Here is a 23,107-nt window from a genome sequence, read left to right on the forward strand (position 1 = left end):
TTGTATTAGCTTTTTGCTGACGAGTATTAACCTTCTAATTGAAAGTCGTACACTGAGCCTAAGTTAAGCAGTTGGGTTAGTTCATCCAGTGCTTGGTAGCTTTCGGTAAGTAGGGCTGAATCGGCAAAGTCGCTTGCACCTAGCTTATCGCGGTAGTTACGCTTTGCCCAGTCACAAAGTTGTGTGTATTTAGTATCGGTTAAAATAACCTCAGGGTTTACTGCGCTTAGCTCTTGTTGGTTAAGGGCTACACGTAAACGCAGGCAGGCAGGGCCGCCGCCATTTTGCATACTTTGGCGCAGGTCAAAAAACTGCACTTGGTTTACTGGGTTATCCGCTAAAATCATTTCTTCAATGTAGGCGTTTACTGCGCTATTACGTTGGCACTCTTGTGGCGCTACTAATAGCATTGAGCCATCATCTAGGCTTACTAATTGGCTATTAAATAAGTAACTGCTTACTGCATCGCTAATGCTTACTTTATCGGTAGGTACTTCAATTATGTATAGCTGTTTACTGCCGGTGTAGGCATCGCGAATTTCTTGCAGGGCATCGTGTTGGTTTAAAAATGCTTGCTGGTGGCAAAGCAATACGTTTGCGTTACCTACTGCAATTACATCGTTATGAAACACGCCTTGGTCTATTACATCTGGATTTTGCTGCAGTAAAATTTGGCTCGATTCTTTTAAATTATGTAATCGGCAAATGGCTTCTGAGGCTTCTAGTGTTTGCCTTGCAGGAAACTTAGCCGGTTTTGGTAATTGGCTGTTAAAGGCACTTGCACCAAATACAAACATTTCTAGGCCTTGCTCGCCGTGGCTGTCGCAAAGTCGGGTGTGGTTAGCCGCGCCTTCGTCGCCAAAAAAGCCCTGATCGGGTAAATGCGTGTGGTGTGCAAAGTAGCTATCGTTATTAAACATGGCTTTTAGTAAGCGGGTAGTTGTAGCTGGCTCGAGTGAGCGATGAAACTTATTGTTTAAATTAGCTGAGGTAAAATGCACTTTGCCATCGAGGGTATCTGGCGATGGAGAAACAGTAGCGGCATTGGCGGTCCACATTGCAGAGGCCGAATAACACGCGCGCAATAAAATAGGGTCTGCTTTAAATGCTTTATGAATAACTTGCGAGTCGTTGCCGGTAAAACCTAGGCGACGTAGTACGTTTAAATCGGGGCGTGCGTGGGGCGCAAACACACCTTGTGTTAGGCCTTTGTCGTGCATGGCTTTCATTTTTTCAAGGCCCTGTAACACAGCTTCTTGAGGGTTTGAAAAACTTGCCGCATTATTTAACGAGGCAACGTTACCATACGATAAACCCGCATAGTTGTGAGTAGGGCCAACTAAGCCATCAAAATTTACTTCTAAGGCGTGCATACACGTTCCAATCATATTGTTTTTAGTTACTTAACAATACAACGCAATGGCCGCGCTTGCAAAGCCTATAAATACGAAATTTATCGGCTGTAAACTCGCTCTTTATCGCACGTAGTATGGGTATTACTCGGATCGTTTACCTGCCATACGCTAATGTCTAAACGCCATAGTAGGTAAAGGGTGTGGTATAGGTTAGCCATGGTATTTTCCTTGAAAGTTTCACTGAACACATCTGTACTTTGAAAGAATTATGCCAACTGTTAATTGAATATTTTATGAATACAAATCAGATATTTATTAAAACACTAAAAATAACTTTTGAGCGCTTAGCACCATTTTGGGGCTAAAAGGCTTAAAAGTTGCACCAAAAAGCCACGCAGCAGGTGCGTGGCGTATGGTTTATACGCTGTATTTAGCGCCCTACTTTACCCTTTACTAGTGGGTCGAACGACAGCACACTAAATTTTCCTTGGCTGGCATTTTTACCGTTATTTAATACTGGCGAGCGGTGTAGCTCATCTACGGTAAAATATATTTTATGATCGGCGCCATAACTAAAGCCATCAGGCCAGCTTAAGCGCTCGTCTTTAAATAATACCTGGTATTTACCGCTTGGTTTTACTACACCAATTGCGCCGTTGGTTATGTCGGTAACATACACATTACCGCCGCCATCAACAATAATGCCATCTGAAATTGGTTTAGTGCCGTAACGCGTTACTTTACTTTCAAGGGCGCTTGCGCTCAGGCTTTTATTGTTAATATCGCTTGTGGCAATACGGTAAACCGATGTGCCAGACATAGAGCCAAAGTAAAGCCACTGTTCGCTTGGGTCGAGTGTGATTGGGTTTACGCCTAAACGTGCTGGTTGGCCGCCTAGTTTCATGGTGCGCCCTTCAATGACCATGTCGATGTTTTCGGCTGTGGTGTATGGGCTATTTTGTAATACTCTGCGCGCCTCACCTGTTTTTAAATTTACGGTAATAATAGCGGCTTGGCTGCCTTGTGCGGTGTCGGCAATGTATACAACGCCGTGTTTATTATCGATAACTAAATCGTTTAAAAACGAGGTGTCGGTAATGGTGGGTTTAGCTAAATAAATTATTTTATGCAGCTGCTCTTTGTTGGTATCCCAACCGACTAAACGCCCAGCACGATCAGGGCCTGATGTATCAAGCATCCATAACACGCCATCGGCAGATACATTTATGCCAAGTACATCGTAAAAGCCTTTGCCGTTTTTGTACGCGTATGCCCATTCTTCATTAGGGTAGGGTTTGGTGGTGCCATCGCTTAATAGCTCCATAATTTTTTGTTTTTGGCCGTAAAAACCATGTACCGATAAAAACTTACGACCCGAGGGCGTAATAGCAATATTACCTGGTGGGTGCTGCGCGTCGAATGTAGCTACTGTTTTTAAATCAGCATTTTGATTAGCGGTATTAGCAAACACACTGCTGGTTAAAAACGCAGTGCTACAGGCTGCTGCTAAAAGTATTTTTTTAATCTGGTTCATGCTTCAAAGCCTTCTAAAACAAGTTTACCGCGTGAGGTGTGCGATTCTAAAATTTGGTGTGCTTTATATAAATTAGCAGCGTTTATTGGGCCTAAATTTTGCCCAAGCGTGGTTTTAAGTGTACCTGAGTCTATCAGCTCGCTAATTTCATTAAGTAAGGTGTGCTGCGCTGTTATATCGGCGGTAGTAAATAGCGAGCGGGTAAACATAAACTCCCAATGCACCGATATACACTTACGCTTAAACTTTAAAATATCGAACGATGTAGGGTCATCTATTAGCGCAAATTTACCTTGCGGTTTAATACACTCAACTATTTGGTCTTGGTATTGGTCGGTGTGGGTTAAGCCAATAACGTAATCAAACTCAGCTAACCCCAGTTCTTTGCGCTGCTCGTTTAAGTTTTTAGTATGATCGAGCACGTAATCGGCTCCTAACTCTTTAAGCCAAGTTACGCTTTGCTCGCGTGACGCAGTACCTACCACCTTTAGCCCAGTAAGCTGCTTTGCAAGCTGTACCAAAATAGAGCCAACGCCTCCTGCAGCGCCAATAACTAAAATAGATTGCTGAGTATTTTGCTTATTTTTAGGCACTTGTAAGCGCTCAAACAGCATTTCGTAAGCGGTAATACTGGTTAGCGGCAGCGCTGCGGCTTGTGCGTCGGTTAATGCTTTAGGCGCACGCCCTACAATACGCTCATCAACTAATTGAAATTGCGCATTACTACCTTGGCGCGATAAATCGCCGGCGTAAAATACACGATCCCCCACATTAAATAACGAAACCGACTCGCCAACGGCTTTTACAACGCCTACGCCGTCCCAACCTAATACTTTGTAACCTTGATCCGGTGCTACATTGGCACGTATTTTTGTATCTACAGGGTTTACCGAAATAGCCTTTACTTCAATAAGTAGGTCGTGCCCGCTGGCTGTTGGGGTATCAAGCTCAATTGCTTGTATTGAGCTTGCTGTGAGCGTTTTAGAGTTTTTGGTATAGCCAAATGCTTTCATATGCGTTCCTGATGATTTTAACCAAGTGTTTTTAACTTATAAGCACTATAGCTCAGTTGAAAAATAGAAAAAGACATGAAAAACTAAAGCACTTTCAAATTTTAATTGAAAATATGCGATCATTTAACGATATTCAAACTTTTATAGATGTAGCCAGTTGCGCCAGTATTTCTGAAGCCGCACGGCAAAACGAGCAAACTCCAGCGGCGGTAAGTGCAGCTATTAAGCGCCTAGAAAAAGATTTAGGAAACGTGCTGTTTATTCGCTCTACCCGAAGCTTACGCTTAAGTGTGGCAGGGGAGCAGTTTTTAAGTTACGCCAAAGACTCCCTTTCGCTTATTCAACAAGGGGTAGCTGCAGTACAAACCGCAGTGGGCGAAGTAACGGGAACGCTACAGGTATCGGCCCCGTGCGACTTAGGGCGTAATAAACTAAGTGAATGGCTTAATGAGTTTTTAGCGCAATACCCGCATGTAAAACTTAAACTGCACTTAAGTGACGAAGTAAGCGACATTTACAGCCAATCAATTGATATTGCGCTGCGCTTTGGTGTACCAAAAGATTCGCAGTTAATTGCAGCGCCGCTTTTTTTAAATAATGCGCGTATTTTAGTGGCCTCTCCTGAATATGTAGCAAACAATGGATTGCTTACACATCCACTTAACTTAACGCAGCACACCACCATTACCTTTATGCGCTTTGGCGAAGTGTTTAAAGAGTGGCGATTTTATAAAAATGGCGCAGTGCAAAAAGTACAGCTAAATTGCCAACACATAGTAAACGATGGCGAAATGGTTAGGCGCTGGGCGTTAGAGGGCAAAGGCATTGCGTATAAGTCGTACTTAGATGTTATTGATGATTTAGCAAGTGGGCAGCTCGTTCATTTATGCCCCGAGTGGCAAAGTGATCCGCTACCGCTTTATATGATGTACGCCGATCGGCGCCAAATGACCCCGGTGATCAGCGCATTTAGGGCGTTTATTCAACAAAAAATAACCGCGTTAGTGGGCTAACTCATCATCGTTTTTAGTTGTTAAATCGCTTATTACTAAATCAAGCAGCTGCATTAGCTGTTTGGCTTGTGTGGGGTCTACACTTTCAAACTTACATAATATATTTTTTGGAATATCAGCGGCTTCGTTTTTAAGGGCTTGCCCACTTTGGGTAAGCTGAATTAGGCGCTTACGCTTATCGTGCTCATCTTTAATAACAGCCAGCAGAGACTTTTCGGTCATTTTTTTGAGTATTTGGGTCATAGCGCCACCATCAATAGCGGTTTTATCTATTAGCTGCGCTATGGTTATTTTGTCTTGCTCCCACAGCGCCATCATTACTACATACTGCGGATACGTTAAATTAAGTGCAGCTAAAGGCTCACGGTAAGCACGTGCAATGCTATTTGATGCCATATATAACCTATGACAAAGCTGATTTTTTAATTTTAATTGCTCAAATGACATACCCAACTCCTAGTGCGTTAATACCTTCAACTCAAAAAATATTTTAATTTGCATGCAAAGTATTTGCAATCTCTAATTACTTGCCCTATTATTTTGCATGCAAACTAAATTAATTGATAAACTTTGGAGTTCACTATGAATGTATTACAAAACGTTGCTTACACAGCAAAAGCAACTGCAACCGGTGGTCGTGAAGGTGTAGCTAAATCAGACGATGGCCGTTTAAATGTAAACTTATCAACCCCAAAAGGGCTAGGTGGCGACGACGGACAAGGCACAAACCCAGAGCAATTATTTGCAGCTGGTTATGCAGCGTGCTTTATTGGTGCACTAAAATTTGTAGCCGGTAGCGAAAAAATTGCGTTACCAAGTGATACACACATTAACTCTGAAGTATCTATTGGCGCGATTGAAGGCGGTTTTGGCATTGCAGTTAAATTAGCTGTATCACTCGGTGATATGGATAAAACAGCAGCGCAAGAGCTGGTAAATAAAGCACACCAAGTATGCCCATACTCAAACGCAACACGCGGTAACATTGAAGTAGAACTTTCGGTTATTTAATTAACTGATTATTTAGCATTGTAATAGCCCAGTGGTTTGCCACTGGGCTTTTTTGTATGCAAAGTTTATTAAAAAATAACGTTATAAATATATGAAAACAGCATGATTAAATTAACCCATATACCAGCAACTGGCACAGCTGTATTTGTCTTGCAGTGATTAAGTAAGCAGCTCTTTAATGCTGAAAAATGTTGGGAGGATGAAAAGGGTTAAGGCGTTCTGCAAGAACGCCGATAGAGGGCAAACTTTATCGTCTGTATTGGGTGTGCTTACAACCCTAACTCCGGCAGTCCTGGGTGATCGTCGGGGCGGCGCCCTTGGGGCCAGTGAAATTTGCGCTCTGATTCTTTGATGGGTAAGTCGTTGATGCAAGCAAAGCGGTTTTGCATTAAGCCATTTTCATCGAATTCCCAGTTTTCGTTGCCGTAGGAGCGAAACCAGTTGCCGCTGTCGTCGTGCCACTCATACGCGTAACGCACGGCAATACGATTTTCAGTGAAAGCCCATAACTCTTTTATCAGCCTATATTCCAATTCTTTTTCCCATTTTCTCGTTAAAAATGCAGCGGCTTCTTCGCGGCTGTTCACTAAAGAATTACGATTACGCCATTTGGTATTCACTGTATAAGCAAGTGATACCTTTTCAGCGTTACGGCTGTTCCAGCCATCTTCTGCTAGGCGCACTTTTTCGATGGCGCTTTCGCGGGTAAAAGGGGGCAGTGGTGGGCGTGTACTCATGTTTAAATCCTCTTTGGGTAAAGTAACGTTGAATAACTTGTATAGGTTTCATCAATAAGTGACTTTGAATATTAGCCTGTTTAATTGGGCTACAAATCTAATATAACAGTGTCGCAATCTTTCGCTGGCACAGCGCAGCATAACAATACGTCTGATGGGTCAATATGCGCACTTGGCTTGGTGCGATACGTTACAGCACCACTTTTTAGTTTAACCGCACATGAGCCACATTGGCCGCTGCGGCAACTGTATGGTGGCGTAAGTCCTTTGCTTTCGGCCACCTCTAGCAAGGGGCTATCACCTTTATTCCAGCTTTGTTCAATACCCGAGTGAGCAAACTTTATCACAGCAGATTCAGCCTCTAGCTCAGCGTGGTTGCTGGTATCTGTTGATTGGCGTGCTAAAGATGATGGCCCAAACGCTTCGGCATGAATATCTTGATCTTTTACCCCAATGCCAATAAGTATGTCATACATACTTTGCATAAAACCTTGAGGGCCACACAGATAAAAGTCTTTGTCGAACAGCGATGGGAAATCGACGCTATGCTCTGTGGCCATTGCATTAAGTACGTCCATTAACAAGCTTTGGCTAATTCGTCCTTGGGAAGTGTAATTGTTCGACGCCGCAGAACTCTCTGTCTGAGCGTAGTGAATATCACTTAATACAGAATAATACTGAATACGCCCAGCGCTGCGCTTTGCAATGTTGCTCAGCTCTGCATAAAAAGCGCGTTGCTCACTATTTTTTGCGGCTTGAATAACTGCCATCGGGCGGATATAGCGAGTGCGAATACCTTCATTAAGTGCATCATTTGCCATGGCCACCATTGGCGTTATTCCCACACCTGCACCTATTAAAATGGCTGGGCGCTGCTGTGTGTTATCGATAAAAAAATGGCCGCTTGGTGCTTTAATCTGTATTTCACTGCCAATCGATATTCGAGAATGCAAGGTACTTGATACCAGACCATACTCTTCACGTTTTACTGAAATACGATAACCACTTTGCGATGGGGCACTGGATACAGTGTAATTGCGCACAAGCCAGTTTTCAGTATTTTGCTGCTTAATACGCAGGGTTAAGTGTTGCCCCGGGGAAAATGGTAGTAGGGGAGAATCATCTTTTGGCTGTAAATAAAATGAGCGGATTGTACTGCTCTCGTCTTCGATTTTACTGACGGTAAATGCGCGCCACTGGTTGCGCTGTGCTTGTGCTTTAACGATTGCTTCTGCCTGTGACCAGGTGCCCGTTGCTTGAGAATTGGGGGAGTAGCTATCGAACTGAGCGCGAAATGGAAGTGCCGCTTTTAATGTCAGCCCTTGGGTTAGGGTAAATTGCCAGCCGCGCTGCGCACCTTGAAACCCTTTAATTATCGGTGAGTCACTTGCCAGCAAGGTAACTGTGCCGGTTAACATAAAAACATCGCCGCTGGTAAAATCAACAAACAGTAAACCCGCTTTGGGGTTTAACAGGAAATTACCCAGCGTATTGAAGAAGTTATTTCCTGCATAATCAGGAATGGTGAGGGTGTTTTCATCAACCTTTATAAAACCTGGCATGCCACCACGGTGTGACACATCAACCCCCATAGCATTGTGGGCAGATACCTTACGGTTCACTTCGTTTGCAGGTTCGTGATCCGCAGAACTGGCAACAAAAAACGTATCCGCTTGGCGGATGAATGCCTTTAGGCTATCACTTAGTTCAAAAAACGTTTCAGCGCGCGGGGCCTTGTATGGCGCATCTGGCGAACGGATAAAGTGAAGGTCGCGAGTTTGAATATACTGCGGACAATTGCCAAAAGATTGCTCAACCTCTAAAGCAAATTGGTTGTTCGCTGCGCTAGTAACACAAGCGTTGACGCGGTTTCTACGCCGGGTCGACATTTCTAACCCCAATAAACCCAATCGAGCACCTTGTGTGATTGCTGTGGCTAATGGGTCACCTGATAAAATTGGGCTGTTTACTGTGAGCTTGGTCGGGGAAGGGGACTGCACGAAGCCCGGCTTTCCAGGCAAAATTGACGCCCAAAGTTGCCCCTTATCTGATGTACTACCCAGCACCATAAACGGCAGTTGCTGGAAAAACTGCCTATGCTGATCTGGCATAAATTCGCGGATCGCGCGGCGGCCAATAGTACGCATTTTTTCGTAACTTCCGGCACTTCTTTGCATTTGCTGTTCACCTTCGTGAAAAGCACTTGAAGTAATGTGTGTGTTCATAATGACTCCATTAGCGCAGTGCGCCGGAAAAGTATTTGCCAAAAATATTAAACTGGTGATGCAAAAGAATGTCGGGCTCAAACCTATTCATTGAAAGGCAGAGCCGCTAAAACAAACACTTACTTTACCAGCCCCGCTTTTGTAGCCTGCATAGGAACGAAACCGCTTAACCCTTCTACGTTAGATAACCAGCGACGTATATTTGGATATGGGTCAAGAGATACATCCCCCTCGGGAGCGTGGGCGACATAGCTGTATATCGCAAAGTCAGCCAAGCTCACTTTATTAGCCACTAAGAAGTCATTGCCATCGAGTTGCTGTTCCAATTTTGTCAGGGCTTTTGCTGCTGTTTCTTTAGCGAAAACAGGATCAACCGGCGAGTTGAAAACATTAATTAACCTTGCTGCACCAGGACCGTAGGATATCTCTCCTGCAGACATGGCAAGAAAACGATGCATCTCAGCTTCGCTGGCAAGATCTTGCGGAATATATGAAGGTGCGTATTTACGTGCCAAGTAAATCAAGATTGATATTGAATCGTGAATAACCACGTCTGAATCCTCAATTACTGGTACTACACCCAATGGATTGAGAGCCAGAAATGGGGCTTGTTTATGCTCCCCAGCGGGTAAGTCTACATAAATAACTTCATGGGCTATGCCTGCAACACTCGCAAATAACTCTACTCGGTGGGCATGACCGGATAATGGAAAACCGTGAATTTTAATGGCGTTTGACATGATATTTACCTTATTTAATCGTTAACTAATGACTTCTGATGTTAGTCACTGACCTGTCGTGACATGGGTAAATATTAGGCGTTGCTTTTCTTATGAACAATATGTTGATTTATAGAATCACTATGTACAAAATGTTCATTAATAGGGCGAAGCATTACACGGAGCAATATAGGGAGCTCTCATGGATACACTTGACGGCATGCGCACTTTTATCGCTGTGGCAAAGCAAAAATCTTTCACAGGTGGTGCCAAGCAACTAGGCATAAGCACTAAACTGGCGAGTAAATACATTGCTCAGCTGGAGCAAAAACACGGTGCTTTGTTGTTCCACCGTACTACGCGCAGTGTTACGTTGACCGAAACTGGGCAGGCGTATTTTGTGCGATGCGTTCCTTTGCTCGAACAATTTGAAGAGCTAGAAGATGTCATTCAGCATCGGCAGTCTGATCTGTCTGGCACGGTTCGCTTAACCGCACCTACCGCATTTGGCAGTACTAAATTAGTTGATGCACTGGCCCCATTTTTAGCCAAGCATCCGAAAATTAATGTTGAGTTGAACCTGTCTGATCAGTATGTGGCTATCATCGATGAAGGTGTGGATGTTGCTGTGAGGTTTGGGCCGTTGAAAGATTCAACGCTGATCGCAAAAAAATTGATGGATATGCGTATTGTTTTTTTTGCCTCTCCTGAGTATTTAAAGCGCAATGGCAAACCAAGCCATCCCAGTGCGCTGGCAACACACAATTGTTTATTGCAGACTTCTCAAAACGACCCAGAAAACTGGAAGTTCCAGGAAGATGGCAATACGTTCACCGTTAATGTTAGCGGCGATTTTGCTTCTAACTCCCCCAGAGCAGTAACCCACATGGCTTCTCAAGGGCTGGGAATAGGCATGGGCCCACAATACGTGACAGAGCCTTACGTAAAAGACGGCTCATTGCAGTTACTGTTCGAACCCTATGAAGCAAGCATATTGGAATTAAACGCAGTGTATGCTTCAAATCGCCACTTACCGGCAAGAATACGAGCATTGCTTGATCATCTTGCGCTTTCTTTTGCAACTTAGTGGTAATTACCTCAATAGCTACTGTGCAGTCACAATGTATAACGTATCTGCTTATTGATTTAGACTTTGCTTGTGAAGTAGAGCAAAGCGTAGGGCATCTTTTTATCGCACAGAGCTGCGTAAATACCTTGTTAGCATAAGGCTTTAAATGGCAGTAGCGATAAAACAAGTATGCTCATACTAAAACGTTACAAAAGCCCAGTGGTTTGCCACTGGGCTTTTTTGTGTGCTGCAATTTACTAGATATCACATTAATTGAAGCGGGCTTTTAAATAAATATACGAAAATTCGTATATTCACTATTTCATATATTCTTATTTTGTTTTATTGTATGCACACTAACTAAACGAGGATGCTATGGAACAACTCAACCCACTTCAATTTTACAAATGCTTAGCCGACGATACGCGCTTAAAAGCCATGTTATTAATTAGCCATGAGCAAGAGCTATGTGTGTGTGAGCTTGTTGCTGCGCTGGAACTGAGCCAACCTAAAGTGTCGCGCCATTTAGCGCAACTTAGGCAATGTGGCTTATTGAGCGACCGTAAGCAAAATCAATGGGTGTATTACAGTATTAATAAAGCCCTGCCACAATGGGCTCTTAGCGTACTAACGCAAACACGAAACGAAAATTCTGCGTTTTATAACGACGATTTAAATCGACTCAATGCTATGGGTAATCGCCCAGAGCGTGCAGCAAGCTGCTGTTAATTAAGCAAATTGATATAACTTTACTAAAGGTATTTATTATGACAATTAAAGTAGGTATTAACGGCTTTGGCCGTATGGGACGTTTAACACTGCGCGCGGCTTTAGAGTGGCCAGAAGTAGAATTTATTAAAGTAAACGATGTAGCGGGCGATGCTAAAACACATGCCCATTTATTAGAGTTTGACTCAGTGCACGGGCGTTTAGCCCAAAATGTTACAGCAAACGAGAATAGCTTTAGTGTGGGTAAACATACTATTGCCGTTACCAATAACAAAACCATTAGCGATACTGATTGGTCTGATTGCGATGTAGTGATAGAAGCCAGCGGTAAAATGAAAACCACTGAGCTGTTAAATCAATATTTAGCACAAGGTGTTAAGCGCGTTGTGGTAACCGCTCCGGTAAAAGAAGACGGCATTTTAAATGTGGTTATGGGCGTTAACGATAATTTATATAACCCAGATGAGCACAAAATTGTGACTGCGGCTTCGTGTACGACTAACTGTTTAGCGCCTATTGTAAAAGTACTGCAAGAAAAAGTAGGCATTAAGCACGGCTCAATGACCACTATTCACGATATTACCAATACCCAAACTATTATTGATGCGCCACATAAAGACTTACGCCGTGCTCGTTCGTGCGGGACAAGTTTAATACCTACCACAACCGGTAGTGCAACAGCCATTACGCATATATTCCCTGAGCTAAAAGGTAAGTTAAATGGCCATGCCGTACGCGTACCTTTAACTAACGCATCAATTACCGACTGTGTATTTGAGCTTGAGCGTGGTGTAACTGCCGCTGAGGTGAATGAATGGTTTGCTCAGGCGTCTAAAAACGAGCTTGCTGGCGTATTAGGTTACGAAGAAAAACCGCTGGTATCGATTGATTACAAAACCGATCCACGCAGTAGCATTATTGATGCGCTCTCTACCATGGTTATTAATAATACCCAGCTTAAGTTATACGCTTGGTACGATAACGAATGGGGCTACGCTAATCGTACTGCCGAGCTTATGCTTAAAGTTGCTAAAAGTGACTTGGTTTAACCATTAATTAAAGGTTTTAAGGGCGTTAACCATGTTTGAGCAACTCGCTAATTTACCTACAGCAATAAAACAGTATTTAATAATTACCGGTAATTACTGGGCATTTACCTTAACCGATGGCGCACTACGTATGCTGGTGGTGCTGCATTTTCATCAGTTAGGGTATGGTGCGCTGGCCATTGCCATGCTGTTTTTGTTTTACGAAATTTTTGGTGTGATCACCAATTTAGTGGGCGGTTGGCTAGGGGCTCATTTAGGCCTTAATAAAACCATGAACTTTGGCTTGGCGCTGCAAATAATGGCGCTTGCCATGTTATGCGCGCCAAGTGAATGGCTCACCGTAGCTTATGTTATGGCCGCGCAAGCGCTTAGCGGCATAGCAAAAGATCTAAATAAAATGAGCGCCAAAAGCGCCATTAAACACTTAGTGCCCGAGGGAGAAAGCGGCCAAGGCCAGCTTTACAAATGGGTGGCTATTTTAACGGGCTCAAAAAATGCGTTAAAAGGGGTCGGCTTCTTTTTAGGTGGTTTACTCCTTACGGTACTGGGTTTTGTAGGTGCTTTAAAAGTCCTAATTTTATTACTCACTATTGCGTGGATTATTAGCGTTGTATTTTTAAAAGGCGACATGGGCAAGGCTAAAAATAAGCCTAAGTTTAAAGAGCTATTTTCTAAATCCCGTGCAATAAATTTATTAAGTGCAGCACGATTATGCTTGTTTGCCGCGCGTGATGTATGGTTTGTAGTGGCTTTACCTATTTATTTAGCCCAGCAATTTAACTGGAACTTTTGGTGGGTAAGTGGCTTTATGGCGCTTTGGGTAATTGGCTACGGTGGTGTTCAATCGCAAGCGCCGCGTATTACCGGCACCAGTAACTCAAGTGTTGATACCGTTAAACATGCCTATTTATGGGTGTTGCTGCTAAGTGGTGTAACAGCACTATTAGCTCTTTTTATGCAACTTGATGTGGCCGTGCATGCCACGCTGATTATAGGTTTGCTTATTTTTGGCGGTGTATTTGCCGTTAATTCATCTGTGCATAGTTACTTAATTGTCAGCTTTGCTAAAAGCGATGGTGTATCGCTTGATGTTGGCTTTTATTATATGGCCAATGCCATGGGGCGTTTACTGGGCACGGTGCTTTCGGGGTGGGTGTTTCAGGTTTATGGCTTTGTAGCGTGTTTGTGGGTGAGCGTTGCTTTACTCATAGGTGCCACAATAACCACTGCTATTTTGGCCAAGCGTTAGGCCTAATTGTTCAAAAAACTTAAATTATTTTATGTTATTGATGGCTTGATGCAGTTTGTATATTAAACTGTAGGAGTGTTTTAACAAAAGGTAATTTAAGTGCGAGAACTCACGTTAGCAAAAAAGTTATTATGGATAACTGTAGGGAGTACATTTTTAACAGTATTAGTACTTTCTGGGGTTTTATGGTGGCAAATGTCATCAAACAGCGAGGCGCTCGCTAAAGAATCTGAAAATTATATCGTGGCCGAAGTTGAGCAAAAGCTTAACGCAAACGCGGCTGCTTACGGCGAAAAAATTGCCGGATTTATCAACGAAGCTTACCGAATTCCAAACTCATTAGCTGCATTACTTGGTGATGCGGCTAATACTCAAACATTAAACCGCGACACGGTAGTGAGCATTAACCGCTCTATACTTGAAAAAAATCGGTTTTTATCGTCAATTTATTCGCAGTTTGAAGCCAATGCCTTTGATGGGCAAGACGCGCGATTTAAGCAAGGATATAAACACTCAGTTAATGGCGATGGCACGTTAGAAGTATATATAACGCGTGACCAAAACGGCATTATTGAGCAGCAAAAAGTAGCTAACGCTGCCGATAAATACCTGACCTCGTTAAACGAATTTGGTATTCGTGAAGCGCATTGGTATTTATGCGCAAAAGATACACTTAAGCCCTGTATTATGGAACCTTACCTTTACGAAATACCTTCTGGCGATTCGGTTATGCTTACCTCTTTAACCGTACCTATTACTAAATCGGGCCGCTTTATTGGTTTAGCAGGCGTTGATTTAACGCTCCCTACGTTTCAGGGCTTAACCGAAAAGCTTTCGAGCGAACTTTATAACGGCCAAGCAAAAGTAACACTTTTAAGTGATATAGGTTTAATTGTAGGCAGCAGTCACTACAAATCTAAATTAGGCCGCCCATTTAAAGAGGCAGTTAGTAGTAATACTTACAGTGAGCTGGTTAAATTTAAAGGGCAACATGGCCTTTTTAAAACACCTAGCGAGTATTTAGTTAACTACCCAATTAACATTAAGCTGGCTAACACTCAGTGGAGCCTACTTATTGAAGTGCCAAGTAATTTAGCGCTAGAGGGGCCCAATGCCTTAGCTAAAAACATGAGTGACTCGGCCAATCAGCTCGGTGTTGTTATTTTAATAACCGGTGCTGTTATTGCTTTAATTGCTTTTATTATTATGAAAGTAGTAGTAGGCACTGTGGTTGCACCTCTTGAGCAAATTCAACAACGTGTAGATAACCTTGCCAGCTCAGAAGGTGACTTAACTCATACACTCCATGTAGATACCCACGCAGAGCTGATTGCGCTTGCGGGCGGTTTTAATGCCTTTTTAGCTAAGTTACGTGGCTTAATTGCAGAGCTTAAAGATGTATCGTCGCAAACAAAACAGCAAGGCGAAATAGCACAGCATATTGCTATTGATACAAAACATAATGTGCAATCGCAGTTTCAAGAAATTGAAAGCGTAGTGACCGCTATGAACGAAATGAGCGCCACCGCACTTGAAGTTGCCAGAGCCTCTGAGCAATCTGCTCAACAAGCGGATGAAATAAATGGTTTAGTGGTTAGCAGTGAGTCGAGCTTGTCATCGGCTATGAGCCAAGTGAAAACCATGTCTGAAGAAATAAAAGAAGCCAACCAAGCGGTTGAAAAAGTGGCTTCGCGTAGTAAAGATATTACGCAAATTTTAGATGTGATCAGAACCATTTCGGAGCAAACAAACTTACTTGCACTTAATGCCGCCATTGAGGCAGCACGCGCTGGCGAGCACGGCAGAGGCTTTGCGGTAGTTGCCGATGAAGTACGTGCACTGGCGTCTAAAACACGCTCATCTACCGATGATATTAGCCAACTTATAGATAGCTTATTGTTAGAAGTAGGTAATGCATCAACCGTAATTGAAAAAGGCGTAGTACGCGCGCAAAGCGCAGTAGACGAAACCTCAGTGGCGTTTGACGCGCTGCACAGTGTGGTAGTAAAAGTAGATGAAATTACTAATCAAATTACCCACATTGCCACCGCAGCCGAGGAGCAAAGCTTAGTAACCGAAGAGATAAACCGTAACCTTACGCTTATTTCTGATGCTGCATCGCAACTTGCTGATTTATCGACTCAGGCGGGCGATAGCAGTGAAGCGCTTAATGCACTGGTAGCGCAGCAAGATAGCGAGCTTAATAAGCTTAAAACGTAAGTAAAGCTCAACCCTAGCAAATATAAAAAGCGGCTAATTCACACGAATTAGCCGCTTTTTTTAGTTGAGACTTTTTAGAAGTTAGTAAAACGAAACGTTATAGCTTTTTGATCAAGGCAAACATTTGGTTGATCATTGGCTGCGCTAATTGCTCAACCCCTGGGCGGTTAAAATAGCCACGCAGCCCAGTAAATTGCACCTGAAAAAATTGCGCGTATTCAAGCGCGGTAAGGTTGCTGCTTAGCTCATTATTTTTAATGGCTTGAGCAAATAAGGTGGTTAAGTAGGCTTCAAATTTTGCCGATAGGTCTAAGCTTAGCTCGTATAACGAGGCGTCTTTTTCTGCAAATTCGCTGTTTGCTTTTACCAACATACAAATAGCACTTGGGCTACAGTCTTTGGTTTTAATAATTACGTTTTCTACAAACGCACGCAAACCACCTAAAACAGAGTCAGAACTTGCTAAAAACCCGTCAATTTGGCTTTTCATTTGTACTGTGTAGTCTTTTAAAGACTCGCTGTATAGGCCTTCTTTAGAGCCAAACGCCGCATATATACTGCCTGGGCGCATGTTAATGGCTTCTTGTAAATCGCGGGTTGAGGTGGCGTTAAACCCCTTTTCCCAAAACAATTGGCTTGCAACGCGAATTACATTATCGCGCTCAAATTTAACTTTGTTTGCCATTTTATTCTCAACTATTTTGAACGTATGCTCAATTTTAACTTGAACAGTCGCTCAAAATCAAATAGTATGTGTCTCGAAGTTACTTAACCTGGCACCAGGTTACTCAAACACATTAATTTATTGGAGCAGAACATGGCAGAATTTACGTTATATACTCAAGACAACGCACCAGAAGAATCAAAATCGCTTATGGCTGATTCAGTAGCAGCATTTGGCATGTTACCTAACCTTCATGCCGTAATGGCTGAAGCGCCTACGCTACTTAAAGGTTACCAGGTACTGCATGAGTTATTTCAAAACACCTCGTTTAACGCAGAAGAGCTAACTGTGGTATGGCAAACAATTAATGTTGAGCACGAGTGTCATTACTGTGTACCAGCACACAGCGCAATTGCCGCTTCAATGAATGTAGACCAAGATATTGTTGATGCCCTAGTAAACAAAACACCACTTGCAGATGCAAAACTTGAAACACTACGTGAAACCACACTTGCAATGACACGCGATCGCGGCGTAATTAGCGATGAGCAAATTGAGAAGTTTTTTGCAGCAGGTTACGGTAAACAGCAACTACTAGAAATTGTTGTAGGCTTATCGCAAAAAGTAATGAGCAACTACACTAACCACCTTGCTGATACACCAGTTGACGAACCATTTAAAAAATTTGCTAAATAATAGCGGTTTTATAAATAACAAAGGCAGCCTAGGCTGCCTTTTTGTATTGTAAGCGAATGGCCATTATTTAAATTTAACGGCTTTAGTGCTGCGTGTATAAGTACGCTGCTCGGGCTTAGTCCACTCACCCTTTTTTAAATAAGAAGTTGAAACTACAAACGTATCGTTTTTTAGCTCGCTGATCGAGCGCACTTTAGTAATACCTTCTTTACTGCCTGTTACCTCTTCATACGCTACAAATTGAGTAGGGCTGAGCACTTTCATGGTGCCTTTTGTGTAAAAACCTGCGGTAGTAAAATAGTAAAACACCAATGACTCTTTTTTGCTGTCGTAAAAAATCATTGATTCCCCACCATACTCACCTTCATTAATAGAGTGCTTAGTATGTATAGCTTTACCATTTAATGCGCGCTCCCAGTGGCCAACATCTTGTACAGGTTTTGCGCCTTTAGGTACGTCAAAATTGGCCTGCCAAGTACCTAAATAAGGTTTAAATACAGCGAGTTCTTTATCAAGGTTGCTTGGGGTATCAGTGGCGTAACTATTAAAGGCGTATAAGCATAATACTAAAAATAGGGCTTTAAAGTATGTCATAATTTGGCTCTTATTATTTTGGTTTAACTCTTTTTAGTATAGGCGATCATGAATTGATAAAGAAAACATTAATCACCTTTGCACTGCTTTTTTTGGTCGCAGTATGGCAAGCTCATTGGCTTTATAATATGAGCATTTATATACCAAGCTACTTTACAGGTTTAAGCTTTTTTACTTTTATAATGTACGCATGGGATAAACGACAAGCTAAACAATCAGCGCATAAAAAAGTAAACCGCACACCCGAGCGCACGCTTCAGTTACTGTCGTTACTAGGCGGTTGGCCCGGCGCACTCATTGCACAGCAATGGCTTAGGCATAAATCGCAAAAACGTCGTTTTATAGTGGTGTTATGGCTGTGTATTTTTGGGAATGTGAGTGTAATAGGGGCTATTACATTTTTTGCAGAAAACATGAGAGTTATGCCTTTAAATTAATGTGTATTTAAAGGCATAAATACAATTTTACACGGTGTTTAGTTTGCAGCTTCAGTTTTGGCTACTTCATCTAACTCTACTGTAAGTATGGTTTTTTTATCAACCACAACCCACTTACGATAAGTTTGGTAACCTGGTTTGCTTACCTCAACATCGTATTCACCTTCTTTTAGTTCGATCGCGTCTTGGTATACCGGTTTGATATTCATAATGCGTACGCGAGCGTCATTAGGGTTAGTAATTACGGTAAGTGAGATTGGAGCAACCACTTCGGCTACTTCAGCCTGAACATCGGCAACATTGTCTTCAACTTTTTGTTCAGTTTCATTCATATTTGAAGTGTTTGCACAGCCACTTAAGATGAGTAATGCTGCAAGTGCGGTTATTTTTTTCATTGGTACTCCATAAATCATTATAGTAATTAAAATTGCGAAATATCATGGAGGAGTACAAGCGTTAGCTTAACTCGTCGTCCTTGACTTTCGTCGGTAAAACTAAGTGTTCATCAACTTTTAAAGTGTATTGTAAAAGCAAAGCCACAATCGCTTTGCTTTACTGTTTATAAGTTACAATAAAACATTATCAAGTGATTGAGTAATGGCTTCACTTCGCTCTACTAGTTGTTCAGCAGTACGATACATTTTTCTCTTCATTAAGGTATTCGCCATTGTAATGTATCGTTTAGATAACTCTTGCTTTAAAGAAACCAAAAGCGAAAAGTCTGATGGTAAATCCACTGACTCCACGTTAATCTGCTCTTCAAATTCTAATAGTTCTTTGTATTGTTCAATGCCTTCCAGCTTTTCTGTGTAGCGATTAAAGCGTGGCTGATAAAATACAACAGCATCTGCAGTTGGAAATTGTGCTTGCTGGCCTTTATTTACTTTTTCCTGGTACAAGGTGAGTGCATCGATTGCCGACTCTCTTTTGAGCAGCTCAGCAAATTGCAGCTCTTCTTTTTGCGTATTAGTAAAGATGGCTTTCCCTACGTTTAATAACGCTTTTTGAGCAATAACGTCGTCTTCTTGTATAGCATTATCAAGCGCTAACTTGTAGTTATCAAAGTGAATTTGTGAAGGCTGATAGACGTACGTGTCATCGACCTGTTTTAAATCGATAATTAACTGAGGAATACTATTGTTATCAACTTCGTTATAACGAGATTGCTCTAAAAGTAAATTAATTCGCGATGTAATATCAAAAATAATAGATTGTCTTTCTCTTAAAATGCTTTCCAGTTGCACAGAAAGCTTTTCTGAATCTGGGTAGTATTCAAGTGCCTGAGTGTATACATCTATTGTTTCGTCGAAGTTCTTAAACTTATCACCACTATTATTTAGTTGATTAGCCATACCATCAAAGCTTTGCAAAACACTCTCTTGATTTACACGCAATAAGCCTTGCTTTAAAACTTCGTATTGCGGCGGTATTTCAGAAAGCTTATCGAGTATGCTTGGGCCATTCCACGACATCCACGTTTTTACTTGCTGATTTATAGCCTGAGCATTGTCTAATTTTGCTTCGAGCTGTTTTACATTGTTATTGTTAGATAAGTAATATTGCCCTGCTAATACTGTAGCAATCACTAAGCTTGCTACTAGTGCGATAGCTGGTTTGTAATTATGGTTTAATTTAGCAGTAATGGGGTCGAGTGAACTTAATCTATCAGAAGCGTTTAATGCAATTGCTTTATTTAAGCTACCCCACAACCATAATGGGCAGTTACTAGGGCGTTTGGCCGTGGCATCTTTTGCTAGCTTATCAGCTGCTACGCGGTTAAATGGATGTTTGCTGCTTAATAGTTCAAGGGCTATACATGCGTAAGAAAATACATCATCTTTAACTGATGCTTCTGCACCTTTAAGTTGCTCCGGGCTTGCATAGGTGGGGGTATAACCACCTACAACTGCGGCATTTTGTTGGTTTTGAACAGCATAGGCATCTTCAATGGTTTTATGTTTTGCAATACCAAAATCAAGTACTTTTAAGTTGCCGTTAGAATCAAAAATAATATTCGATGGCTTTAAATCATTGTGGATAACACCGCGTGCATGCGCGTAAATCAGTGCATCAGCTAACTGCTCTAAAATCACTTTGGCTTTTTTAAACACCATGCCAGTGGGTTTATTTCTTTTTATTATTTGCTCAAGTGTTTCGCCTTCAACAAGCTCCATTGTTACATAGTGAAGATCGCCATCTGAACCTGCTGAATAGACTTTAACTATATTAGGGTGAGCTAACTGTTGTGTTTTAGTGGTTTCATCTTTTAGGAGAGTGATTGCCTCTTCTGAGTGTGAAAACTCTTCGAGTAACACCTTTATCGCCACAAACACTTCAGGGCGGCTTGGGCTTTCTAAAAATAAATCCCTTGCGCGATAGATATAACACATACCGCCTTGGCCAATTAATTCTTCAACCAAGTAACGAGCAGATATTTTTTTGCCAATTAGATTGAGCTTATTTTTAGCTTGGGGTTTTTTGAGATTTGAATCAAGCGACGCTATCTGAGTTTTATCGTTAGAATTATTGATACCGCTCATTATAAATCCTTTTATTGTGTATATATAAATAATTGCAAAGGTGAATTTTTATCGTTTTTATCAATTCTCCCTTTGATAACGGCAGTATTTTTACAAAAAAAGATTACTTTAGCAATCTTTCTAGCGTAGAAGTTTCATACAAAATTAATTATGTCGCCTGTTTTAACTCACTTAAAATTTGTTTTTATTTTTAAACTTAAAAAATAACGTGCTTAAAAGGGCTGTAAAAGGCGTAAAAGGTACATTCAGCGGTAATTTTTCACTTTATTTTGTTTGGGATTAAGTTTGTTGCAGTGTGCTGAAAAAGGAACATTCAAACGGTAATTTAATTATTGGATTTCATGTTTTTAGGTTTATTAAATTTATCATTGTCTTCAAATTTAAATATATGTGTATATTTTTATATATTAATTTCAATGTTGACAATAGTTTCGCTTCTACTTTATCCTAATAAAAATGTAGATTTATGGGACTAACTTATCAAATGGAACTGATACTAAATATAACTAGTTATCATAGACTCTCGCCTGAAATTGAAGCTTCTAAAACAACTAAACACTCTCTTATTTTTGGCCGCTCGGAAGCGTGCGATTGGCACTTGCCTGATCCTGAAAAAATAATTTCTAGCCGACACGGCCGTATTGAAAAAGAAGGGGATTCGTTTTACTTATACGATACCTCGACTAACGGAACGTTTGTTAATTTTGGCGTGTCTGCGCTTGGTCAAGGTAATAAACACCGTTTAGCGCACAGTGATGTGATTACTGTGGGGGACTTTCAAATTGAAGTCGAGTTAGCTGATTCTCAATCTACGACAGCATACACTGAAGCACGCCCAAGTACGGATGACTTTGTACTGAGAAATAGCGCCCCAGCACCTGCAATAGATAATTTTTCTTCAAGTGACTTATTTTTAAATGAATCTATTTTAGATGAGTCAATGCCTGCTGTTTCAATGAAAGAAGAAAACATGGCACAGCCTGATAATCAAATTCCTGAAAATTGGGATGAATTATCACATTTAATGAACCCTGATGTGTCAGTCTCACCGCAAAGCCATTTTGATGATGTTGCAGTGGCAGAGCAACCCGTTAAAGTTGAGCCACAAAAAACACCAGAACCCGTTAAGCAGCCAGTAAAACAAACGCAAACACACGCTAGTACCGCAAGCGCTAATTCCGCTTTATCGGAGGCGTTTTTAAAAGGTTTAGGTGTTAAAACTGAGCTTCAAAATGCCCTTAATACACCAGAGTTGTGGTTTGAAATGGGGCAAAGTTTAAATTTATTATTAAACGAGCTGATGGAGTCATTAAGACAACGAGCATTGGTAAAAAATCAATTACGTTTGAATCAAACCATGTTTCAAACAAAGCAAAATAACCCTATAAAATTTTCTGCTGATATTGATGATGTTATTCAGAATTTATTCATAAGAAATAGTGCAAGCTTCCTGTCGTCTCGTGAATCGATTAAAGAAAGTTTTACTGATACACGAAGACATGAACATGCTTTATTAGCAGGAGCTGATGGTGTACTTAAAGGGATTTTAGAGCAGGTTTCTCCCCAGCAGATCACCCAGCAAGTAAATGAAAACTCTAATGTATTAAAGATTATTCCAGGCCAGTCAGAAGCAAAATGTTGGAAGATATACCAAAGCCTTCATGAAGAGCTAGCGCATGATGTTAATGCTAAAGGCGCTATGGCGTTATCTGACGATTTTTTAAAGGCTTACAATGATAAAACTCAAGAAACGTTTTAGGAAGGAAAGTAAATAATGTCTAAACTTAAGCTCTTTTTTATGAGCATTAGCCTACTCTTTTTGACGGTTGGGTGTACCACCGTAAATAAAATAGTGCCGCCTTCAACTGATTTAATTATTAATGTTTCTAAAGATGTAAATCCAGACACATCAGAGAGACCGTCGCCAGTTGTTATGAAAATATTTGAACTTAGTTCACGAACTATTTTTGATACGCAGGACTTTTTTAGCTTATACGAAACGCCTGAAAAGCTACTGGGTCCAGATTTACTTAAAAAAGATGAGTTAGAGCTACAACCAAACTCAGTACAAAAATACAAAATGAGCCTTAACAGAAATACCCGTTATGTGGGTATTGTTGTGGCCTATAGAGATATCGACCAAGCAAGGTGGAGAGCTGTTATTGAGGTTGACCCAACAGGCTATGACGATATAGATGTAAATGTTGAAGCAATTGCTACATACATGAGAGAGCGATAAAAAGGATTTGTAAA

The 23,107-nt window shown here is 41.5% G+C and carries 22 protein-coding genes; 11 read left to right on the forward strand and 11 right to left on the reverse strand.

Features of this window, described 5'->3' with window-relative positions:
• Window positions 1–26 precede the first annotated feature (26 nt).
• From astB to CWC04_RS09405, 3 genes are all read right to left on the reverse strand, one after another.
• Complete coding sequence (gene astB, locus CWC04_RS09395; RefSeq protein ID WP_029773659.1) at window positions 27–1,373, reverse strand: N-succinylarginine dihydrolase; 1,347 nt, start codon at window positions 1,371–1,373, stop codon at window positions 27–29.
• Between the two features lie 412 nt (window positions 1,374–1,785).
• Complete coding sequence (locus CWC04_RS09400; protein ID WP_138685245.1) at window positions 1,786–2,889, reverse strand: L-dopachrome tautomerase-related protein; 1,104 nt, start codon at window positions 2,887–2,889, stop codon at window positions 1,786–1,788.
• Complete coding sequence (locus CWC04_RS09405) at window positions 2,886–3,902, reverse strand: zinc-binding alcohol dehydrogenase family protein (RefSeq protein ID WP_138685246.1); 1,017 nt, start codon at window positions 3,900–3,902, stop codon at window positions 2,886–2,888. Before CWC04_RS09405 ends, CWC04_RS09400 begins: the two co-directional genes overlap by 4 nt.
• Window positions 3,903–4,015: 113 nt before the next feature.
• Between CWC04_RS09405 and CWC04_RS09410 the strand changes: the two genes are divergently transcribed.
• On the forward strand, window positions 4,016–4,915 hold the full coding sequence (locus tag CWC04_RS09410) for a LysR family transcriptional regulator (protein ID WP_249326094.1): 900 nt from the start codon (window positions 4,016–4,018) through the stop codon (window positions 4,913–4,915).
• Here the strand turns inward: CWC04_RS09410 and CWC04_RS09415 are convergent.
• A complete protein-coding gene (locus tag CWC04_RS09415; protein WP_138685248.1) occupies window positions 4,904–5,362 on the reverse strand; it encodes a MarR family winged helix-turn-helix transcriptional regulator in 459 nt (152 codons plus the stop codon). The two genes, CWC04_RS09410 and CWC04_RS09415, sit on opposite strands and share 12 nt — an antisense overlap.
• A gap of 135 nt (window positions 5,363–5,497) precedes the next feature.
• Here CWC04_RS09415 and CWC04_RS09420 point away from each other — a divergent pair, with 135 nt between their 5' ends.
• Window positions 5,498–5,926: an organic hydroperoxide resistance protein gene (locus CWC04_RS09420; protein WP_004587024.1), complete on the forward strand. Its 429-nt coding sequence runs from the start codon at window positions 5,498–5,500 to the stop codon at window positions 5,924–5,926.
• Between the two features lie 269 nt (window positions 5,927–6,195).
• Here the strand turns inward: CWC04_RS09420 and CWC04_RS09425 are convergent, their stop codons facing one another.
• From CWC04_RS09425 to CWC04_RS09435, 3 genes are all read right to left on the reverse strand, one after another.
• A complete protein-coding gene (locus tag CWC04_RS09425; protein WP_138685249.1) occupies window positions 6,196–6,663 on the reverse strand; it encodes a nuclear transport factor 2 family protein in 468 nt (155 codons plus the stop codon).
• An 89-nt stretch (window positions 6,664–6,752) separates the two neighbouring features.
• Window positions 6,753–8,888: an FAD-binding oxidoreductase gene (locus tag CWC04_RS09430; RefSeq protein WP_138685250.1), complete on the reverse strand. Its 2,136-nt coding sequence runs from the start codon at window positions 8,886–8,888 to the stop codon at window positions 6,753–6,755.
• Window positions 8,889–9,007: 119 nt separating this feature from the next.
• Complete coding sequence (locus CWC04_RS09435) at window positions 9,008–9,628, reverse strand: glutathione S-transferase family protein (RefSeq protein WP_007992017.1); 621 nt, start codon at window positions 9,626–9,628, stop codon at window positions 9,008–9,010.
• A 181-nt stretch (window positions 9,629–9,809) separates the two neighbouring features.
• On the opposite strand from CWC04_RS09435, the gene CWC04_RS09440 reads away from it, so the two are divergent.
• From CWC04_RS09440 to CWC04_RS09460, 5 genes are all read left to right on the forward strand, one after another.
• Window positions 9,810–10,694: a LysR family transcriptional regulator gene (locus tag CWC04_RS09440; RefSeq protein WP_138685251.1), complete on the forward strand. Its 885-nt coding sequence runs from the start codon at window positions 9,810–9,812 to the stop codon at window positions 10,692–10,694.
• A 357-nt stretch (window positions 10,695–11,051) separates the two neighbouring features.
• Window positions 11,052–11,405, forward strand: coding sequence for a metalloregulator ArsR/SmtB family transcription factor (locus CWC04_RS09445; RefSeq protein ID WP_004587025.1), 354 nt, complete (start codon window positions 11,052–11,054; stop codon window positions 11,403–11,405).
• A 38-nt stretch (window positions 11,406–11,443) separates the two neighbouring features.
• The gene (locus tag CWC04_RS09450) at window positions 11,444–12,454 is read left to right on the forward strand and encodes an ArsJ-associated glyceraldehyde-3-phosphate dehydrogenase (protein ID WP_096042729.1); all 1,011 of its coding nucleotides are present in this window, start codon (window positions 11,444–11,446) and stop codon (window positions 12,452–12,454) included.
• A 31-nt stretch (window positions 12,455–12,485) separates the two neighbouring features.
• The gene (gene arsJ / locus CWC04_RS09455) at window positions 12,486–13,703 is read left to right on the forward strand and encodes an organoarsenical effux MFS transporter ArsJ (RefSeq protein WP_138685252.1); all 1,218 of its coding nucleotides are present in this window, start codon (window positions 12,486–12,488) and stop codon (window positions 13,701–13,703) included.
• 99 nt (window positions 13,704–13,802) lie between these two features.
• Window positions 13,803–15,923 (forward strand): methyl-accepting chemotaxis protein, encoded by a 2,121-nt coding sequence (locus CWC04_RS09460; RefSeq protein WP_138685253.1) that lies wholly within the window; start codon window positions 13,803–13,805, stop codon window positions 15,921–15,923.
• 97 nt (window positions 15,924–16,020) lie between these two features.
• On the opposite strand, the gene CWC04_RS09465 is transcribed toward CWC04_RS09460, so the two are convergent.
• A complete protein-coding gene (locus CWC04_RS09465; RefSeq protein ID WP_024032893.1) occupies window positions 16,021–16,608 on the reverse strand; it encodes a TetR/AcrR family transcriptional regulator in 588 nt (195 codons plus the stop codon).
• A gap of 132 nt (window positions 16,609–16,740) precedes the next feature.
• Here CWC04_RS09465 and CWC04_RS09470 point away from each other — a divergent pair, with 132 nt between their 5' ends.
• On the forward strand, window positions 16,741–17,283 hold the full coding sequence (locus tag CWC04_RS09470; RefSeq protein WP_024032892.1) for a carboxymuconolactone decarboxylase family protein: 543 nt from the start codon (window positions 16,741–16,743) through the stop codon (window positions 17,281–17,283).
• Window positions 17,284–17,346: 63 nt separating this feature from the next.
• On the opposite strand, the gene CWC04_RS09475 is transcribed toward CWC04_RS09470, so the two are convergent.
• Window positions 17,347–17,877: a hypothetical protein gene (locus tag CWC04_RS09475; protein WP_138685254.1), complete on the reverse strand. Its 531-nt coding sequence runs from the start codon at window positions 17,875–17,877 to the stop codon at window positions 17,347–17,349.
• A 53-nt stretch (window positions 17,878–17,930) separates the two neighbouring features.
• On the opposite strand from CWC04_RS09475, the gene CWC04_RS09480 reads away from it, so the two are divergent.
• The gene (locus tag CWC04_RS09480; protein WP_138685255.1) at window positions 17,931–18,314 is read left to right on the forward strand and encodes a DUF1294 domain-containing protein; all 384 of its coding nucleotides are present in this window, start codon (window positions 17,931–17,933) and stop codon (window positions 18,312–18,314) included.
• Window positions 18,315–18,352: 38 nt separating this feature from the next.
• Here CWC04_RS09480 and CWC04_RS09485 read toward each other — a convergent pair whose 3' ends face one another.
• Window positions 18,353–18,709, reverse strand: coding sequence for a PEGA domain-containing protein (locus tag CWC04_RS09485; RefSeq protein WP_096042733.1), 357 nt, complete (start codon window positions 18,707–18,709; stop codon window positions 18,353–18,355).
• Between the two features lie 171 nt (window positions 18,710–18,880).
• A complete protein-coding gene (locus CWC04_RS09490) occupies window positions 18,881–20,854 on the reverse strand; it encodes a serine/threonine-protein kinase (RefSeq protein ID WP_138685256.1) in 1,974 nt (657 codons plus the stop codon).
• Between the two features lie 484 nt (window positions 20,855–21,338).
• Between CWC04_RS09490 and tagH the strand changes: the two genes are divergently transcribed.
• Window positions 21,339–22,613, forward strand: coding sequence for a type VI secretion system-associated FHA domain protein TagH (gene tagH / locus CWC04_RS09495; protein WP_138685257.1), 1,275 nt, complete (start codon window positions 21,339–21,341; stop codon window positions 22,611–22,613).
• A gap of 15 nt (window positions 22,614–22,628) precedes the next feature.
• Window positions 22,629–23,093, forward strand: a complete 465-nt coding sequence (gene tssJ, locus CWC04_RS09500; RefSeq protein WP_138685258.1) for a type VI secretion system lipoprotein TssJ — start codon at window positions 22,629–22,631, stop codon at window positions 23,091–23,093.
• Window positions 23,094–23,107: the final 14 nt, after the last annotated feature.

The organism is Pseudoalteromonas sp. S2893 (assembly GCF_005887105.1).
Classification (GTDB): Bacteria; Pseudomonadota; Gammaproteobacteria; order Enterobacterales; family Alteromonadaceae; genus Pseudoalteromonas; species Pseudoalteromonas atlantica.

Bases quoted from the DNA above. Each gene is read 5' to 3' on its own strand.
- astB (WP_029773659.1), bottom strand. From the start codon at position 1,373: ATGCACGCCTTAGAAGTAAATTTTGATGGCTTAGTTGGCCCTACTCAC.
- CWC04_RS09400 (WP_138685245.1), bottom strand. From the start codon at position 2,889: ATGAACCAGATTAAAAAAATACTTTTAGCAGCAGCCTGTAGCACTGCG.
- CWC04_RS09405 (WP_138685246.1), bottom strand. From the start codon at position 3,902: ATGAAAGCATTTGGCTATACCAAAAACTCTAAAACGCTCACAGCAAGC.
- CWC04_RS09410 (WP_249326094.1), top strand. From the start codon at position 4,016: ATGCGATCATTTAACGATATTCAAACTTTTATAGATGTAGCCAGTTGC.
- CWC04_RS09415 (WP_138685248.1), bottom strand. From the start codon at position 5,362: ATGTCATTTGAGCAATTAAAATTAAAAAATCAGCTTTGTCATAGGTTA.
- CWC04_RS09420 (WP_004587024.1), top strand. From the start codon at position 5,498: ATGAATGTATTACAAAACGTTGCTTACACAGCAAAAGCAACTGCAACC.
- CWC04_RS09425 (WP_138685249.1), bottom strand. From the start codon at position 6,663: ATGAGTACACGCCCACCACTGCCCCCTTTTACCCGCGAAAGCGCCATC.
- CWC04_RS09430 (WP_138685250.1), bottom strand. From the start codon at position 8,888: ATGAACACACACATTACTTCAAGTGCTTTTCACGAAGGTGAACAGCAA.
- CWC04_RS09435 (WP_007992017.1), bottom strand. From the start codon at position 9,628: ATGTCAAACGCCATTAAAATTCACGGTTTTCCATTATCCGGTCATGCC.
- CWC04_RS09440 (WP_138685251.1), top strand. From the start codon at position 9,810: ATGGATACACTTGACGGCATGCGCACTTTTATCGCTGTGGCAAAGCAA.
- CWC04_RS09445 (WP_004587025.1), top strand. From the start codon at position 11,052: ATGGAACAACTCAACCCACTTCAATTTTACAAATGCTTAGCCGACGAT.
- CWC04_RS09450 (WP_096042729.1), top strand. From the start codon at position 11,444: ATGACAATTAAAGTAGGTATTAACGGCTTTGGCCGTATGGGACGTTTA.
- arsJ (WP_138685252.1), top strand. From the start codon at position 12,486: ATGTTTGAGCAACTCGCTAATTTACCTACAGCAATAAAACAGTATTTA.
- CWC04_RS09465 (WP_024032893.1), bottom strand. From the start codon at position 16,608: ATGGCAAACAAAGTTAAATTTGAGCGCGATAATGTAATTCGCGTTGCA.
- CWC04_RS09470 (WP_024032892.1), top strand. From the start codon at position 16,741: ATGGCAGAATTTACGTTATATACTCAAGACAACGCACCAGAAGAATCA.
- CWC04_RS09475 (WP_138685254.1), bottom strand. From the start codon at position 17,877: ATGACATACTTTAAAGCCCTATTTTTAGTATTATGCTTATACGCCTTT.
- CWC04_RS09485 (WP_096042733.1), bottom strand. From the start codon at position 18,709: ATGAAAAAAATAACCGCACTTGCAGCATTACTCATCTTAAGTGGCTGT.
- CWC04_RS09490 (WP_138685256.1), bottom strand. From the start codon at position 20,854: ATGAGCGGTATCAATAATTCTAACGATAAAACTCAGATAGCGTCGCTT.
- tagH (WP_138685257.1), top strand. From the start codon at position 21,339: ATGGAACTGATACTAAATATAACTAGTTATCATAGACTCTCGCCTGAA.
- tssJ (WP_138685258.1), top strand. From the start codon at position 22,629: ATGTCTAAACTTAAGCTCTTTTTTATGAGCATTAGCCTACTCTTTTTG.